The sequence below is a fragment of the Kribbella pratensis genome, assembly GCF_004365355.1.
Taxonomy (GTDB): domain Bacteria; phylum Actinomycetota; class Actinomycetes; order Propionibacteriales; family Kribbellaceae; genus Kribbella.
Genome location: NZ_SODP01000002.1, coordinates 380,729 through 396,527, shown reverse-complemented (window position 1 = coordinate 396,527; position 15,799 = coordinate 380,729). Strand labels below are relative to the sequence as shown.

Sequence of the window (15,799 nt, the reverse complement as noted above, 5' to 3'; positions counted from 1 at the left end):
GAGAGGATGCGTTGTGAAGCTGCTGCCCGATCGGCCGAGTATCGAGTTCCTGCGCAAAGAGGCCAAGGACCTGCTGGCCGCGTTGCGCGAGACGACACCCGATGCCTCGCTCGCTGACGCCCAGCGAGCGCTGGCCGCGGAGTACGGGTTGCGTGACTGGCCGGGCTTGAAGGCGGAGGTCGAACGCCGTGCGGCGGCCGCACCCGCCGCACCTGGCGGCCTCGCCGAGGCGCTCGCCGAAGCCTTTGGTCTGGGTACGGTGACTGCCAAGCCCAGACCTGTTGCGTTCACGTCGATGGGCCGGTGCTGGGATCTGACCACCGATCGCGGGCGCTGGCTCGCGGTCACGGTGTTCGACTGGATCACCAACGAGCAGGCCGAGCTTGGTGCTCGGCTGCGGGATGCTGCGGTAGAGGTCGGCGTGGCGGCGCCGGTCGGCGTACGGAGTCCGTGCGGTCGGCTGATCGAGGGCGTGCAGGGTGAGAACTGGCGCGTATACGAGTGGCTCGAGGTGGGTCCGTCGCCGGCATTACCGGTGTCTGCGGCGGTGGCTCGACGCGCGGGTACGGCGTACAGGAAGTTGCATGCGTTGGCGATCCCGACCGAGATGCCGATGAGCCCGTATCTGGTCTGGCGGCGGGACGCGACCGAGTGGGACAAGCTGCTCGAACGGGCTCGGAACGCCGGCAAGCCGTGGGCCGATCGGTTCGAGGCGATTCTCCCGGTGTGGCTTGATCTGCAGACGATCGAGGCCGAGATCCAGCCTGCTGAGCTCATCCTCTGCAACAGCAACCTGATCCCGACGCATGTCCGGCTGGGGCGTGACGACGAGCTGATCGTGATGGAGTGGGACTTCACCGGCTCGATGACGCCTGCGTTGGAGTTGGGGTCGGCGTTGACGCAGTGGGTGATGCGGCCGACCGTCAACCGCAAGGCGCTCACGGCGTTCCGGGAGGGGTACGGCGACTGGCCGGCGATGGAGCTCTCCTCATTCAGCGTGGCGATCACCGGCTGGCTGAACTGGGCGTACAACGCGATCTGCGAGGCGATCGATCCGCAGGACTCCGACCACGCGGATTTCGCCGAGCGCGAGGCTGTCGGGGTACTCGACCGTCCGATGACTCGTGCGGGCCTTGAGCAACTACTTGAGGTTCGAGCGTAGAAGGGCAGCTGGTTCCGACAGGTCGCCGTGGAGGAGTTCGGTTCTGTGGACCAGGCGCGGGCTCGTGAGGGGAACGGCTGTCTGAACCGGGGCTGAGCTGGGCAGGACGGCTAGGCCGTGGCCGGCGGCGATCAGCGTGAGGAGGGTGTGGAGGTCGGTGCCGGCGTAGGTGAAGGCGGGGCGGAAGCCGTCGGAGCCGGTGGTTGCGCGGAGTACGGGGAGCGGCGCGGCCAGGTCCGGTGCGTCGATCCAGCGGGCGTCGGCGAGGTCGTGCAAGGACAGGCCTCGCCGGTGGGCCAGCGGATGATCGTTGGAGAGGGCAACAATCAGGGCGTCGTGGGTGACCGGCGTGGTTCGCAGGTGCAGGGCGTCCGAGAGCCGGAGTGGGTCGCTCGGCGCGGCCACACCGTCGACCAGCCCGACAGCGAAGGTCCCGGCGGCCACACCCTCCACCACCTCGTCCCGACCACAAACAGTCAACGTCACCCCGATCCCGGGGTACGCCCGCCGCACCTCCCGCAACGCCACAGCCAGGGCACCGGGCCGGGGCGGGGCGTTCACGGTGGTGCCGGAGGTGGCCAGGGGGGTGGTGGCGAGGGTTAGGGCGGTTGGGGGTTGGGCGAGGGTGCGGCGTACGTCGGCTCGGGCGGTGGCCAGTCGGAGGAGGATCGGGGCGGCGTGTTCGAGGAGGCGTTCGCCGGCGGGGGTCGGGGCGACAGGGCGGCGGCGGAGTAGCGGCGTACCCAGGTCGTTCTCCAGGGCGGAGATGTGCTGGGAGACGGCTGACTGCGTGTAGCCGAGGCGTTCTGCCGCGGCGGAGAACGAGCCGCACTCGGCGACCGTCACGAACGTCCGCAGCAGATGAGGATCCACGTGGATCAGTATCGCTTATGCACAGTGCAGAGATCATCGTTGGCGCTGATACCGGCAGTGCGCCCAGGATGGAGCCATGAACCTCTACTCCGGACGCATCGCCCTCGTCGGTGATCGCTCGCCGCATGTCCGCTCGCACGTCCGCGTACCCGGGCTCCTCGACCGCCTGCGTGACCGCGACAACCTCGACTTCGACGCCTACTGGATCCCGACCGACCAGGTGGACGAGGCCCTCGAAGGCTTCGACGGGATCTGGCTCCTTCCCGGCAGCCCGTATCGCAGCGAGGCGGGCGCGATCACCGCGATCCGCATCGCCCGCGAGAGCGGCATCCCGTTCCTCGGCACGTGTGCCGGATTCCAGCACGCGATGCTCGAGTTCGCCCGCAACGCCTGCGGCGCGGCGGAGGTCCAGCACGGCGAGAGCACGCCGGACGCCGACGACCTGCTGATCGTTCCGCTCGCGTGCTCACTCGACGGTCATGAGGGCGCGATCCAGGTGACGCCGGGCACCCGAGCGGCCGCGCTCCTCGGCGTCGAGCGATCGATGGAGCGCTACCACTGCTCGTACGGCCTCGACACCACCAGGCTCGGTCTGCTCCGCGAGCACGGCCTGGTCTTCAGCGGGTATGACGACGAGGGCGATCCGCGCATCGCGGAGCTACCCGAGCACCCGTTCTATCTCGCCACGTTGTTCCAGCCGGAGCTGGCCGGTGACGGCACGCGACCGCACCCCTTCGTCCAGGCGTTCGCACGCGCCGCGGCTCAGAGGGCAGACGTCGGGCGCGGCGTCATCCCGGCCGCGATGTAGCAGGCATCGATGAGCTCCATCGTCGCCAGTGCGTCGTCGGCGTCACTGAGCACCGGGGCGCCGTTGCGGACGGCGCCGGTGAAGGCCTCGAGCTGATACGTCCACGACGTACGCGTGCCGCGGTGCTCGACCCAGGTGTCCTCCTTGGTCGTCACCACCACGCGGTCGTCGCGCTGCGGCAGCACGTAGAACGGCGCGAACGCCTCACCGCGACTGCCCACGACCTTCAGGCTGAACTCGAGCTCCTCGGCCGCCATGCTCGTCCGCACCGCACCGGTCGCGCCGTTCGGGAACTCCAGGTCGGCGTTCAGCCACTCGTCCACGCCAGGCAGCCGCTTCCGCTCGCCGGCCCGCGCGCTGACGAGCTGCGGCGCACCACCGGCGTACGGCGCGAACATCCGCTGGGCGTGCAGCGCGTAGCAACCGACGTCCATCACGGCGCCGCCGGCCAGCGGCAGGGACCAGCGCGGGTCGTCCTCCGGCGGTGGAGGCATCACCATGGTCGCCTCGACGTGTTGCAGGTCACCGAGCTCACCTTTGGCCACCAGCTCAAGCAGACGGCGCATCACCGGGTGGTACGCGTAGTGGAACGCCTCCATGAACACCAGTCCGGTCGAGTGGGCGGCGTCCCGCACCTGCATCGCCTCGGCAGCATTGCTGGCGGACGGCTTCTCGGTCAGCACATGTTTGCCCGCGGCAAGCGCCTTGAGGTTCCACGGCCCGTGCAGGCCGTTGGCCAGCGGGTTGTAGATCGCCTCGACCTCGGGATCGTCGAGCACCGCCTGGTACGACGCGTGCACCCGCTCGACCCCGTGCTCGGCGGCGAAGGCCTCGGCGCGGTCGGCATCGCGCGCGGCGACCGCGACCAGCCGGGCGCCGGTCAGCTTGGCCGGCTCGACAATGGCCCGGCCCGAGATCCGGGCGGCACCGAGGATCCCGATCCGCAACGGTTCCATGCCTTCTCCTTCGAGGGTCGGCCGCACGGGCGGCGTACGGCGGTTCGTCCACGAGGCGCGTGTTCCGCCGGTAAGGGTAGCCCCCGGATCGGACAGCGAACGTGCCATCCTGCCTGACGATCACTCCGGTCCGACAGCGGCTGCCCGTGATCCGGACGTGGTTCACCCAACGTTCACGCGTTTCTGTCGTCGGTCTCCCGCCGGCCGGCGTGCTCGACAAGTGCCTGGTGCAACCGGTCGGGGTGCCAACGCTGCGTGACCGCGGAGCGCAGTACGTCGGCTTGGGACTGAGGCGCGAGGCCCCCGATCGGCTGGTCGCGATCGAGATTGGTCGGGAACGCGTAGCCCTCGGCCGTTGCCGCGATCACGTTCTCGATCGCTGCCGGAGCGGTCTGGGCGAGCAGGGCGGGATAGACCGCTTCTATCATCCGGGCCCGGTCGATGCTCTCCATTGCCCGGCCGAACGCGGACGAGATCTGCAGGAGGTTCGCCATCCGCTTGATGCCGGCCGAACGGTTGCTTCCGGCGGCGTGGAACAGCGCCGGGTTGAAGAAGACTGCGTCGCCCTTCTCCAGCGGCAGTTGCACATGGTTCTCGACGAAATGTGCCTGGAACTCGGGCCGCCGGTACGCGAGGTAGCCCAGCCCGTACTTCTGCGAATGCGGCAGATACAACGTCGGCCCAGACTCGAGCGGCATGTCACAGTGCGCGACCGCGCCCTGCAAAGTCAGCACGGACGACAGGCGATGCACATGCTCCGGGTACTGCGCTGCGACCTCGTCCGACTGGAATCCCAGGTGGTAGTCACGGTGCACCGTCTGCCCCTCGCCGCCGGGGTTCACCACGTTCACCTGCGAGGTGACCTGGTACGCCGGTCCGAGCCAAGCAGCCGACACCAGCCCGAGCAGATCGTTCGCGTAGTACGCTGTGAACACCTCAGGCGCACCCACCGCGAGCTTCTCGAGCGCGTTCCAGACCCGGTCGTTCGCACCCGGCTTCGCGAAGTGATCGCCGGCCGCGACGCCGGACCGGTGCTGCTCGTCGATCATCCGGCTGAACTCAGCGGTCGTGGGGTCGACCACGTCGTTGCTGAAGGCCCCTTTCAGGACGACGATCCCCGGCCCGTCGGCGAACGCCCGGACGAACTCGGTCTGTACTTCGCGCGTATCCGCGGCCCGGACCCGCGCGGCGTCGTACACCGGGACCTGCTGCTCGACGACACCGGCGTGCGGGTAGTCGGCCGGATCGGTCTGGTCCTTCAGCACGGTCAGCAGGTCGTCGAGCCGGACGTCGGCGGGGTTCAGCCACATGGTTCTAGATTGCTTGACCAGCTGAGTACCTGTCCACGTTCGATCAGCCTGGCCTGTAGCTTCTCCACATCTACATCTTGTACGTCGGTCTGCGCGCGGAGCGACTGCACAGCCGCGACCGCGGCCGACTCGGCGAGGACGCAGAACACAGGTTCCATCCGCGTCGCGGCGTACCCGATGTGGGAGGCGGACAGGCAGACCGGCACCAAGAGATTCCCGGTCTGCTGCGGAGTGATGGCTCGGTAGGGGACCGGGTACGGCCGACCGGTGCCCAGGTGGCCGCCGATGAACATGTCGCCCTCGGTGGCCACGCCCAGTTGGCCGGATGCGTTGCGGCTGGCGATGCGCCGGACCGGATAGACGTCTACACCGAACAAAGCGAGGCCGATGCTGTCCGGTGGTTCAGTCTGGTTGATCACGTCGGCGTGGGTGATCGTGTACTGGCCTTCGAGGCGTCTGCAGACCCGGATGTACAGCTGCGGCGGCCAGCCGTCTGTCTCCGGGAAGACGCTCCCGTCCAGTCCGTACGCCGCTGTCTCCGCACGGAACGCTGCGGGCACAGACTCGTCCGTCGACAGGAAGTGGTGGAGTCCACGGAGGTAATCGAGGTGCTGCCTCCAGATGCGCGAGCGGACGTCCCAACTGCCGTCTTGATACTCGCGACTGAGTCCGAGCGGAGCATTGGTTATCAGAGAGCCACGCTGGTAGTTGTACTCGCCTGAATTGATCCAGCCGGGGAAGATGCCGGACAGGTCGTCGGCGTGCTTGAGATAACGCCGCACTAGCTTGTAGTCGGCCGGTGAATAGTTGTCGGGCGGGGTGAGCTCCACACGCTTGGCAGGGTCTGTGGTGACGTAGAAGCGGTAGTTGTAGGCCTGCGTGTAGTCATCGGCCGCACCGATCGCCCGGCCGTGATCCTCCTCGACCAGCGGTAGCAGTCCGCTCGTGCTGTCGCCAGGAACGACGTACGGGTCGATCGGGGTCCAGTTGGTGACCGGGCGGACGCCTGCGATCTCCTCGCCGAAGACGTCCTGGGACTCGCGCCCGGTTCGGTAAGGGACACCGGCGAGGGCCATCAGGTCGCCCTCGTACGACGCGTCGATGAAGAACTCCGCCTGGACCTCGCGGTCGGGGAGAGAGGCGGCGGCCGGGACGCCCCATCGGTCCGGCGGCGACGTCTCGAGCTTGATGGTGGTGATCCGGTTGCCCGCGCGTGCGACCGACCGTACGCGGCGTTCGAAGATCACCTCGATGCCGGCCGCGGCGATCCACTCGTGAAAGGCGCGCATCACGTTGTGCGGGTGATTGCCGAAGCCGAACACCACGTCCCGGGTCAGCCCGCCCGCGGCAGCCGGGACCGGACAGTCCTGCGCCGGCTTGATCCCCGCACCGAGCATGCCGCCGAGCCAGCGACTCGGCTCGATCAGCAGCACCGACGCGCCTTCCTGGTACGCCGTCATCGCCGCCACACAGCCCGCGGCCGTTCCTCCGTAAACGCAGACATCCACCATGTCATGCACTCTGCAACAGGTAGAGTCCGTGAGAAATAGCGGTTCTGAGCATGTCCATGTACTTTCTTGCCATGCTCGAGTTGGACGGCTATCTCCTCGCGCCGCCTCGGCCGCAGTTCGCTCTGCCCTTCGATACCTACGACACCTGGTGCGTCCTGCTTCCGGCCACCGGCTCCTTCGACTACCAGGTTGGCGACGCGCACGGGATCGCCAAGTTCGGCGATGTGGTCGTCTGTCCACCCGGCGGCATCCTCCACCGCCGCATGCGCTCGCGAACCTCGTTCTTCCACGCTCGCTTCACCACCGAGTTGGAGCCGCCAACCGGCCGCACCCGGGTCCGCGACCTCGACCGCCTCCGCGGCAACCTCACGCTGCTCGAGAACGCCACCACGGCGATCGCCACCCATGTCGTCACCGACCTTGTCCTCATGCTCAGCCGCACCAGCCCACCGAAAGACCCATTGGTCGACAGCGCGCTGACGTACCTCAACGAGCAGTACGTCTCACCGGACGTGTCGTTGACCGAGCTGGCAGCCATCCTCGGCATCAGTCCGTCGCAGCTCTCTCGGCGCTTCCGCGCGGTCCGCGGCACCACACCGGTCGCCTACCTGCGTGACCTGCGCCTGCAGAAGGCACGTGAGCTGCTGGCCGAGACCGATCAGACGCTCCAGGTCATTGCCGAGCACACCGGTTACCGCAGCGCGTTCTACCTCAGCAGAGTGTTCAGTACGCAGACAGGGCAGTCGCCGTCGGAGTATCGCCGTACCAGCCGGGTCTGAAGCGTTCTAGGGTTTAGCTATGCGCACAGATCACGGGCTGCCGGTGGTGCGGCTGGGACTGATCGGGGCCGGCCGGATCGGCACGATGCATGCCGGCAACATCGCCCGGCACGTGCCCGGCGCCGAGCTGGTGGCGGTCGCTGACACCAGGCCGGAGGCTGCCCAGAAACTCGCAGCCCGGTACGACGCCGCTTCGGTGACCGTCGACGAGTTGCTCAAGGATCCGGAACTCGACGGCGTGGTGATCACCTCGCTCGCGATCGCGCACTCCGAGTTGATCACCCGCGCGGCTGAGGCCGGCAAGGCGGTCTGGTGTGAGAAGCCGGCTTCGCTGACGCTGGCTGAGCTGGACCAGGCGATGGCTGCGACCGATCGCGCGGGTGTCCCGTTCCAGGTCGGCTTCAACCGGCGGTTCGCCAAGGACTTCGCGGCGGCGCGCCGGACGATCGAGGACGGCGGTATCGGGACGCCGCGGCTGATGCGCTCGATCACCCGCGACCCCGGCGGTCCCGGCGGTCTGCGGTACGCCGACCGCATTCCGCAGTGGACGATCTTCCGCGAGACGCTGATTCACGACTTCGACACGCTGCTCTGGCTGAATCCCGGTGCGCGGCCGGTCGAGGTCTACACGACAGCGGACGCCCTGGTGGAACCGGCGTACAAGGAGTCCGGACTGCTCGACACGGCGGTCGTCGTGATCACGTTCGACAACGGTGTGATCGCGACGGCCGAGGCGAACTTCTCGTCGTACTACGGGTACGACGTGCGCGGCGAGGTGTTCGGCAGTGAAGGCATGGTCGTAGCCGGTCAGCTCGCCAGTAGCGCGCTGACGCACTACACCGCGACCGGAGTGCATCAGCAGACGTTGCGTAGTGACGAGGAGATGTTCCACGACGCGTACGTGCAGGAGCTTGCTGACTTCGCGGATGTGGTGCGGACGAACGGCGTACCGCCGGTGACCGGCCAGGACGCGCGGAACGCCTTGCAGGTCGCCCTCGCGGCGATGACGTCGTACGAGGAGCACCGCCCGGTGCGGATCTGATCAAATCCGGGTGGTGGGTCGACGGAAGCGGGCCCAGCATTCAAGATGTGCCCATGAGTACCGTCCAGGTGCAGGTCGATCGGAACAGCCGTACGCCATTGCACGTTCAACTGGCGCAGCAGCTCGAAGCGGCCATCCAGGGCGGTGAATTGCCGGTCGGCTCCCGGCTGAGCAACGAGGTGGACCTGGCCGAGGCGTACGGCCTCAGCCGGCCGACAGTGCGTCAGGCGATCGCCCGCCTGGTCGACCAGGGCCTGCTCGTCCGCAAACGCGGCGTCGGCACGCAGGTCGTCGGCAACTCCGGTCAGGTACGCCGATCGCTCGAGCTGACCAGCCTGTACGACGACCTCGCCGCCGCGCACCGGAAGCCTGAAACCGAGATCCTGCGCTTCGGTATCTCGCCTGCGAGCGCGGAAGTGGCCACTGCTCTGCAGTGCGAGCAGGGTGAACGCGTACTGCGGCTGGAGCGACTGCGCCGTGCCGATGGCGAACCGCTGGCCCTCATGCGCAACTGGCTGCCGCCGGAGCTCTTGGAGACCGACCCGACCACGCTGGCCGAGCGCGGCCTCTACCAACTGCTGCGAGCCGAGGGGGTCCGCCTGAAGGTGGCGCACCAGACGATCTCTGCCATCCCAGCAACGCCAGAGCACGCACGGCTGCTGTCAGAGGAGCCTGGTTCACCGCTCCTCGCGACCACCCGCATCACGTACGACGACCACGGCCAGCCGGTCGAGTACGGCTCCCACCTGTACCGCGCGAGCCGGTACTCCTTCGAACACACGCTGGTCCACCGCTAAGAGACCTGCGGCGCGCTCGCCGTACCGGCCGGCTAGTGCGGTCCGGCGGTGGCGCAGGACCTTTCCGCGACGGATGCCTCGGGCAACCAGCTCGGAAGTGGCCGCCTGGACGCCGAGCACCCCGAGTCGGCGTCCTGTTACCAGTCGGATGGATTGCAACAAGCTGCAATTTTCTGGACCGGTGGTGAGCCGATGGATACGGTGAGTGAGCCCTCAGCGTGTCACGGTTATCCACAGGGCCGCCTGTGCGAGTGGCGCCGGCAGCTCTGGAATTGAAAGGATGGTCGCGCATGGTGACCGCGTGGTCGCCAGACGGGACACTCACGGGGAGATCGATGACAGCGGACAGACTCGACGCGCACCGATCCGGCTGGGACGGTGCCATCGAGCTGATCGACGCCCAGGTGCGCGACGTCGTGCGCCGCGAAGGCATCGACCCGCTCCGCGACCCCGCCGCGGTGAACGCGATCGTCGCCCTCGTCGTCAAGGAGTACGACGAGCGCAGTCTGACCGGGGTCGTTCCGCCGATCGGCGACGTGGAGGCGGTCAGCCGCGAGGTCCACGACCGGGTCGCCGGCTTCGGGCCGCTGCAGCGCTACCTGGACGACCCGACCGTCGAAGAGATCTGGATCAACGAGCCGAGCCGCGTGTTCATCGCCCGCGAAGGCCGGCACGAGCTGACCACGACCGTGCTGACCGAGGAGGAGGTCAGCGATCTGGTCGAGCGGATGCTCAAGACCACCGGCCGCCGGATCGACGTGTCACAGCCGTTCACCGACGCCCGGCTGCCGGACGGGAGCCGGGTGCACATCGTCCTCGGCGGCATCACCCAGCGGTATGCGGCGATAAATATCCGCAAGTTCACCGTCCGCGCGACCCGGCTGACCGACTTGGTCCAGCTGGGTTCGTTGACGCCGCACGCAGCTGCGGTGCTCGAGGCATCTGTTGCCGTCGGCCTCAATGTGCTGGTCTCCGGTGGCACGCAGGCCGGCAAGACCACGATGCTGAACGCATTGGCCGGTTCCATCCCCGGTAGCGAGCGGGTGATCAGCTGCGAGGAGGTCTTCGAGATCAAGCTGCCGATCCCCGACTGGGTGTCGATGCAGACCCGTCAGGCTGGCCTCGAGGGCACCGGCGAGGTGCGGTTGCGCGACCTGGTGAAGGAGTCTCTGCGGATGCGGCCGTCCCGGGTGATCGTCGGCGAGGTGCGCGGCGAGGAGTGTCTCGACCTGCTCCTCGCGCTGAACAGCGGCCTGCCCGGCATGTGCACGATCCATGCGAACTCGGCCCGTGAAGCGCTCACGAAGATGTGCACACTGCCGCTGCTGGCCGGTGAGAACATCGGTTCCCGGTTCGTGCTGCCGACGGTGGCGGGGTGCGTCGACATCGTCGTACACCTGGGGATTGCGGCGGACGGGCATCGGCGGGTGCGGGAGATCGTCGCGGTCACCGGGCGGGTCGAGGAGCAGGCGATCGAGACGGAGTCGCTGTTCGTGACGTACGACGGGTATCTGCGCCGGGCCGAGGGACATCTGCCGCATCCGGAGCGCTTCCAGCAGGCCGGCTACAACGTGGCCGGACTGCTGACCGAGTTGCCGCGGGGCGTGGGCTGATGGGACTTCTGATCGGGCTCTTCTTCGGGGTCGGCCTGCTGCTGATCATCGCGGCGTTCGTTTCGCCGTCGGAGGCGGTGGCCGGCACGGACGGGCGGCTGCGTCGCAGGACTCGTGAACTGCTTGCCAGCGCAGGGATCGAGGGCCTGACGCCTGGTGCCTTCATCGGCGCTTGTGTGATCACCGGGCTGGCCGGGTTCGTGCTGATGTTCCTCGTCTCCAGGGCGTTGCCGGTCGGTGCGGTGTTCGGGCTGATGGCGGGTTGGTTGCCGATCGCCCTGGTGCGGTCCAGGGCTCGTCGGAGGCTGGCCGAGTTCCGCGAGTTGTGGCCGGATGTGGTGGACAACGTCGCGTCGGCTGTTCGTGCCGGGTTGTCGTTGTCGGAGGCGCTGGCTCAGGTGGGCGAGCGTGGTCCATTACCGCTGCGAGAGCCGTTCCGGCGGTTCGGTGCGGACTATGCGTCGACGGGCCGGTTCGCGGAATCGCTCGACCGCTTGAAGGCGCGATTGGCCGACCCGGTCGGTGACCGGGTGGTCGAGGCGCTGCGGATCGCGCGCGAGGTCGGCGGCGGTGATCTCGGGCGGCTGCTGCGATCGCTGTCGACGTTCCTGCGTGAGGACGCCCGGACACGCTCCGAGCTCGAGTCGCGGCAGTCGTGGTCGGTCAACGGCGCCCGGGTCGCGGTCGCCGCGCCCTGGCTGGTGCTGGCGATGCTGTCGTTCCAGGGCGATGTGATCCAGCGGTACAACTCGCCCGTCGGTGCGCTGATCATCGCTGGCGGTGCAGTCATCTGCGTGCTCGCGTACCGGTTGATGCTGCGGATCGGTCGCCTGCCCGAGCCCGAGCGGGTGCTGCGATGAGCCCGATGCTGGTTGGCGGTTTCCTCGGTGCACTGCTCGGCGCCGGGTTGCTCGTCGTCGTACTGCGGTTGCCGTTCTTGCGCAGACCCACGGTGGACGAGCGGATCTCGCCGTACCTGCGGGATCTCGGGGCGCCGGATGTCTTCGTCGGCGTCGTGGATTCGCGATCGCCGTTCTACGCGATCCTGCGGTTGTTCGGGCCGTCGCTGCGGTCGGCCGCTGCGCGGCTGGAGCGGATCCTCGGCGGGGCGAACACGGTCCGGCGGCGGCTGCAGCGAGCCGGGATCCAGCGGACCGTGGAGGAGTTCCGGATCGAGCAGTTGCTGTGGGGAGCGCTGGCCTTCGGCGCCGGCCTGGTGATCTCGATCATCGCGGCGGCGTTCGACACCGGGGATCCGGTCGCCCTGATGGTGTTCTGCCTGGTTCTCGGTGTCCTCGGAGTGCTCGGCCGCGACACCTATCTGACCTCACAGGTACGACGCCGCGAGCGCCGGCTGCTTGCTGAATTGCCGACTGTGGCCGAGCTGCTGGCGTTGTCGGTCGCTGCCGGCGAGGGACCGGCCGCGGCGCTCGACCGGGTGACGCGATCATGCCGGGGCGACCTGGCCGACGAGCTGGAACGGGTCCTGGCGGAGACCAGGGCGGGGGAGTCACTGGTCCGCGCGCTCGATGCGCTCGCGGACCGCACCGGATTGCTGGCGCTGTCGCGCTTCGCGGACGGGCTGGCGGTGGCGCTCGAGCGCGGCACCCCGCTGGCCGACGTACTGCGCGCACAGGCCGCCGACATCCGGGAAGCGGGGCGCCGCGAGCTGATCGAGTCGGGCGCGCGCCGTGAAGTAGCCATGATGGTGCCGGTGATCTTCCTGGTCCTCCCGGTGACCATCGCCTTCGCCTTCTACCCGGGCGCTGTCGGAATCCGGCTGATCGCCGGATGAATCGAGGAGAGGTCATGTCCCTACACCTGACGAGACTGTTCGTGGCGTTGCTGCTGAAGCCACGCCCCGCGCGGACAGAGCGCGGCGACGTCCCCGGCTGGGTGCTGATCACCGTGATGACGGCCGGCCTGGTCGTCGTGATCTGGCGAGTGGCCGGCGACCAGCTCGCCACCATGCTCAAGGACGCCCTGTCGTCGGTCTCCAACAAGTAATGCGCAGAGCCCGTGGCGAGCGGGGCGCGGCGGTTGTCGACTTCGTCCTGGTCTCGACGCTCGTGGTGCCGTTGTTCCTCGGGATCCTGCAGGTCGGTCTGTTCCTGTACGTGCGCAACACGGTGACCGCCGCTGCCTCCGAGGGCGCGCACTACGCGGCCGTGCTCAACCGGGAGCCGGCCGACGGTGAGGCACGCACCCGCGAGCTGATCAGCGGCGTGGTGCGGGACCAGTTGATCGACTCGGTATCGGCTCAGGCGACCGACATCGACGGGCAGCCCGGCGTCGAGGTCACCGTCAACGCCCACATGCCGCCGCTCGGCCTGTGGGGACCGGGCATCTCATTCAGCGTCCAAGGGCATGCGGTGAAGGAGACCGGCGAATGAGGCGCCGGCGGGACGAGCGCGGGAGCGCGATCGTCGAGTTCTCCTGGCTGGCGATCCTGCTGATGGTCCCGTTGGTGTACTTCATGCTCGGCGTCTTCGACGTACAGCGAGCCTCGTACGGCGCGACCGCCGCGACCCGCGCCGCCGGCCGCGCGTTCGTCATCGTGCCGGACGGTGTGTCCGAGGACGAGGCGCGGTCGCGGGCGTTCGAGGCGGCGAAGCTGGCGATGAAGGACCAGGGGATGGAGCTCAGCACGGACGAGCTCACGATCAGTTGTAGCCCGGCTTGTCTGCAGCCCGGGTCGACGGTGACTGTCACGCTCAACACCGAAGTACGCCTGCCGTTGATCCCGGACGCGCTGGGCGGCGAGCCGCCGGCGATCCGGATCAGCGCCTCGCACACCGAGGCGTTCGGCGACTACCGCGAAGCCAAGGGCAGCGGATGAGCCGGCGGAGGCGAGGTGAGGACGGGCAGATGACCGTCCTGATCATCGGGTTCACCGTGGTCATCCTGTTGATGATCGTGGTGGTGACCGATATCTCGAAGGCCTTCCTGGTCCGCCGCGATCTCGATGCGACCGCCGACGGCGCCGTCCTCGCGGCCGCCAACGGCCTGGCCGCGGTCTATGCCCAGCCCGGCGCGGGCGGCAACGCGTCGATCGACCCCGACCAGGCCGCCCGCCTCACCGCCGACTACCTCAACGAAGTTGCCGCTAGCAACAGATTCGACAGCCTCGGCTGGTCCGTTGACGTCGAAGGCACGACGGTCACCGTCCACCTCACCTCGACCGCGAACCTCCCCTTCCACCCACCAGGCTTCCCCACCTCAACCGACCTGTCCGCCGAGTCAGCCGCCATAGTCCCCATCCGCTGACCCCGCCCCAAACCTCATCCGCCCGGCCTCCGCCGCTTCGCGCTGCCCGTCCCCGCGCTGCCCGTCTCCGCGCTGCCCGTCTCCGCGCTGCCCGTCCCCGCTGCCCGTCCCCCCGCAGGTCAGCTGAACAGGCCTGGGTTGTCGGTCAGCCAGGTCTGGAAGGTGCGGCCGGTGTGGCCGGTGAGGAGTTCGACGCCGGGCTCGATGCGCTGGGGCGAGCCGACGCAGGACTTCCAGTAGGCCAGCAGGGTTTCGCGTTGGCCCTCGTCGCGCATGGGCAGCTCGGCACGCGCCTCGTCGGGCGGCAGGTCGACGGCCTCGATCGGTACGCCGGTGGTCGTCGTGATGAGGCCGATCTGGTGACGACGGGTCATCGACTCCGGGCCGGTGAGCGGATAGCCGCGACCGTCGTGTCCGTTGCCGGGGCCGTCGAGGAGGATGCGGAGCGCCGCGTCGGCGATGTCCTGCTCGTGGATCGGCGCCTCCTCGGCGTCGAGGTACGGCAGCCGGATCTGACCGGTCGCGCGAACCTGATGCGCCCAGTACCTCGCATTGCTCATGAACGCACCGGGCTGCAGCCGGGTCGTCGCATACGACCCCTCGGCGATCACCTGCTCGGTCTTCGCGTGCGGGTCCTCGGGACCGCCCAGGGAAGAGAGCGACGAGAGCAGTACGACGTGCTTCACGCCGGCGGCCTCGGCTGCTGCCGCGAACGCGGGTGCGGTCCGCGGGTCGGAGTACAGGAAGACCTGGCTGATGTCGCGGAGCGCGGGCGCTGGGTCGGCGGGGTCGTAGCCGACGGCCGACGGGAGAGCGGAGGGCTCTCGGCTGGCGACGCGGACGTCTCGTCCGGCCGCGATCAGTCCGGCGGTGACGGCGCGGGCGATCGCGCCGCGGCCGCCGGTGACAAGAATTGTCATTGGATGTGCTCCAAAGATGTAGTGACTACATGATTGGAATCAGTAAAGCAGATGCCCTAGGCTCGGTCCAATGGAGGCCATGGAGCTGGGGCGGCGGGAACGCAAGAAGCAGCAGACGCGGCACGCCATATCGGACGTGGCCACGCGGTTGTTCCTCGAGCGTGGGTTCGACGCCGTCACCGTTGCGGAGGTGGCGCGCGCGGCCGATGTCGCCGTACAGACCGTCTTCAACCACTTCCCGGCGAAGGAGGATCTGTTCTTCGACGAGTCGGGGTGGTGGTTGGGACCGGCGCGGGCGATCCGGGAGGCGCCGGCAGAGGCGGATCCGATCGATGTGCTCGAGGCGCATTACCTGGCTGGGACACGAGATCGGTTCGAGGTCGGGCATCTGGCGACTTGGAAGCAGTTCGTCCGCACGATCGAGAACAGCCCGGCGCTGGAGGCCCGTCGCCGGTTGCAGGCCGCCGAGCTGGAGACCACGCTCACCGCGGCGCTCGACGAACGCGCGCCCGATCACCTGCGCAACCGGCTGATCGCAGCGCAGTACGCCGCCGCGCAGAAGGTCCTGGAGGAACAGTTGATGCGCCTCCTGCCCGACCAGGCGTCACCGCAAGAGCTGACCACCACCCAAACCGAGCTCGAGCAGGCGGTTGCCCAGGTTTTCGCCGTTCTTCGTCGAGGACTCGGCTAGAGGGCGTCTGGGGGCTCTGCGCCTACTGCGCGGCACTCGGCGGGCACCTCGCCGTGCTGGAGCGAAGGGA

Annotated in this window: 18 protein-coding genes; 13 read left to right on the top strand and 5 right to left on the bottom strand. The window is 68.4% G+C overall.

The genetic code is table 11. The features are described from left to right. Window positions 1–13 precede the first annotated feature (13 nt). Entirely contained in the window at window positions 14–1,162 is a 1,149-nt protein-coding gene (locus EV653_RS18535; RefSeq protein WP_134105000.1) for a phosphotransferase, read from the top strand. Here EV653_RS18535 and EV653_RS18530 read toward each other — a convergent pair. Then, window positions 1,142–2,035 (bottom strand): LysR family transcriptional regulator, encoded by an 894-nt coding sequence (locus EV653_RS18530; RefSeq protein ID WP_134104999.1) that lies wholly within the window; start codon window positions 2,033–2,035, stop codon window positions 1,142–1,144. The two genes, EV653_RS18535 and EV653_RS18530, sit on opposite strands and share 21 nt — an antisense overlap. 76 nt (window positions 2,036–2,111) lie before the next feature. Here EV653_RS18530 and EV653_RS18525 point away from each other — a divergent pair, with 76 nt between their 5' ends. After that, the gene (locus EV653_RS18525) at window positions 2,112–2,843 is read left to right on the top strand and encodes a CTP synthase C-terminal region-related (seleno)protein (RefSeq protein WP_134104998.1); all 732 of its coding nucleotides are present in this window, start codon (window positions 2,112–2,114) and stop codon (window positions 2,841–2,843) included. On the opposite strand, the gene EV653_RS18520 is transcribed toward EV653_RS18525, so the two are convergent. The 3 genes from EV653_RS18520 to EV653_RS18510 all read right to left on the bottom strand — a co-directional run bounded on the left by EV653_RS18520 (window position 2,798) and on the right by EV653_RS18510 (window position 6,620). Further along, complete coding sequence (locus EV653_RS18520) at window positions 2,798–3,799, bottom strand: Gfo/Idh/MocA family protein (RefSeq protein ID WP_134104997.1); 1,002 nt, start codon at window positions 3,797–3,799, stop codon at window positions 2,798–2,800. The genes EV653_RS18525 and EV653_RS18520 overlap by 46 nt on opposite strands. Window positions 3,800–3,972: 173 nt before the next feature. Next, window positions 3,973–5,109: a phytanoyl-CoA dioxygenase family protein gene (locus EV653_RS18515; RefSeq protein WP_134104996.1), complete on the bottom strand. Its 1,137-nt coding sequence runs from the start codon at window positions 5,107–5,109 to the stop codon at window positions 3,973–3,975. Next, a complete protein-coding gene (locus EV653_RS18510) occupies window positions 5,100–6,620 on the bottom strand; it encodes an FAD-dependent oxidoreductase (RefSeq protein WP_134104995.1) in 1,521 nt (506 codons plus the stop codon). The genes EV653_RS18515 and EV653_RS18510 overlap by 10 nt, the downstream gene beginning before the upstream one ends. A 71-nt stretch (window positions 6,621–6,691) precedes the next feature. Here EV653_RS18510 and EV653_RS18505 point away from each other — a divergent pair, with 71 nt between their 5' ends. From EV653_RS18505 to EV653_RS18460, 10 genes are all read left to right on the top strand, one after another. Continuing rightward, window positions 6,692–7,399 (top strand): helix-turn-helix transcriptional regulator, encoded by a 708-nt coding sequence (locus tag EV653_RS18505; protein ID WP_238159884.1) that lies wholly within the window; start codon window positions 6,692–6,694, stop codon window positions 7,397–7,399. A gap of 19 nt (window positions 7,400–7,418) precedes the next feature. Continuing rightward, a complete protein-coding gene (locus tag EV653_RS18500) occupies window positions 7,419–8,441 on the top strand; it encodes a Gfo/Idh/MocA family oxidoreductase (protein WP_134104993.1) in 1,023 nt (340 codons plus the stop codon). Window positions 8,442–8,494: 53 nt separating this feature from the next. Next, on the top strand, window positions 8,495–9,238 hold the full coding sequence (locus EV653_RS18495; RefSeq protein WP_134104992.1) for a GntR family transcriptional regulator: 744 nt from the start codon (window positions 8,495–8,497) through the stop codon (window positions 9,236–9,238). A gap of 335 nt (window positions 9,239–9,573) precedes the next feature. Beyond that, window positions 9,574–10,851, top strand: coding sequence for a CpaF family protein (locus EV653_RS18490; RefSeq protein WP_134104991.1), 1,278 nt, complete (start codon window positions 9,574–9,576; stop codon window positions 10,849–10,851). After that, window positions 10,851–11,711 carry a type II secretion system F family protein gene (locus EV653_RS18485; RefSeq protein WP_134104990.1) on the top strand — a complete coding sequence of 287 codons (861 nt, stop codon included), beginning with the start codon at window positions 10,851–10,853 and terminating at the stop codon, window positions 11,709–11,711. The genes EV653_RS18490 and EV653_RS18485 overlap by 1 nt, the downstream gene beginning before the upstream one ends. Next, on the top strand, window positions 11,708–12,646 hold the full coding sequence (locus tag EV653_RS18480) for a type II secretion system F family protein (RefSeq protein WP_134104989.1): 939 nt from the start codon (window positions 11,708–11,710) through the stop codon (window positions 12,644–12,646). The genes EV653_RS18485 and EV653_RS18480 overlap by 4 nt, the downstream gene beginning before the upstream one ends. Window positions 12,647–12,660: 14 nt before the next feature. Beyond that, the gene (locus tag EV653_RS18475; protein ID WP_134104988.1) at window positions 12,661–12,858 is read left to right on the top strand and encodes a hypothetical protein; all 198 of its coding nucleotides are present in this window, start codon (window positions 12,661–12,663) and stop codon (window positions 12,856–12,858) included. Further along, a complete protein-coding gene (locus tag EV653_RS18470; RefSeq protein ID WP_134104987.1) occupies window positions 12,858–13,244 on the top strand; it encodes a TadE family protein in 387 nt (128 codons plus the stop codon). Before EV653_RS18475 ends, EV653_RS18470 begins: the two co-directional genes overlap by 1 nt. Continuing rightward, window positions 13,241–13,690: a TadE/TadG family type IV pilus assembly protein gene (locus tag EV653_RS18465; protein ID WP_134104986.1), complete on the top strand. Its 450-nt coding sequence runs from the start codon at window positions 13,241–13,243 to the stop codon at window positions 13,688–13,690. Before EV653_RS18470 ends, EV653_RS18465 begins: the two co-directional genes overlap by 4 nt. A gap of 29 nt (window positions 13,691–13,719) precedes the next feature. Continuing rightward, the gene (locus EV653_RS18460) at window positions 13,720–14,118 is read left to right on the top strand and encodes a pilus assembly protein TadG-related protein (RefSeq protein ID WP_134104985.1); all 399 of its coding nucleotides are present in this window, start codon (window positions 13,720–13,722) and stop codon (window positions 14,116–14,118) included. A 119-nt stretch (window positions 14,119–14,237) separates the two neighbouring features. Here the strand turns inward: EV653_RS18460 and EV653_RS18455 are convergent, their stop codons facing one another. Next, window positions 14,238–15,038 (bottom strand): SDR family oxidoreductase, encoded by an 801-nt coding sequence (locus EV653_RS18455; RefSeq protein WP_134104984.1) that lies wholly within the window; start codon window positions 15,036–15,038, stop codon window positions 14,238–14,240. Between the two features lie 70 nt (window positions 15,039–15,108). Here EV653_RS18455 and EV653_RS18450 point away from each other — a divergent pair, with 70 nt between their 5' ends. Next, window positions 15,109–15,729: a TetR/AcrR family transcriptional regulator gene (locus tag EV653_RS18450; RefSeq protein ID WP_134104983.1), complete on the top strand. Its 621-nt coding sequence runs from the start codon at window positions 15,109–15,111 to the stop codon at window positions 15,727–15,729. Window positions 15,730–15,799 lie beyond the last annotated feature (70 nt).